This is a genomic window from Leifsonia sp. HAY1-4F (assembly GCF_056755275.1).
This window is the reverse complement of record NZ_JBNDHX010000773.1, coordinates 1-228: the sequence shown is the minus strand read 5'-3', so window position 1 is coordinate 228 and position 228 is coordinate 1. Positions and strand designations below refer to the sequence as shown.

1 pseudogene is annotated in these 228 nt (G+C 69.7%); it reads left to right on the top strand.

The features are described from left to right. A pseudogene (locus tag ACPYOG_RS21305) lies at positions 1–228 on the top strand (glycosyltransferase family 1 protein); the annotation flags it as partial.

The following is a 228-nucleotide window of genomic DNA, read 5'->3' as shown; positions in this document are numbered from 1 at the left end:
GATCACCGTTCCGCTGTGGCCGCTGTTCGCCCGTGCGGCGGGCGTTCCGGTGTTGACCCATGTGCACGAGGGCGAGGTGAGCGCCTCCCGGGCAGTGCGGCGGCTCCTGGCCCTCCCCCTCCTCCTCTCGCGGGTCCTGCTGATGACCAGCATGTTCAGCGCGAGTGTCCTCTCGAGTTCCTTCACCCGGCTGGGCCTCCGGGCCGAAGTCGTCTACAACGCCGTGCC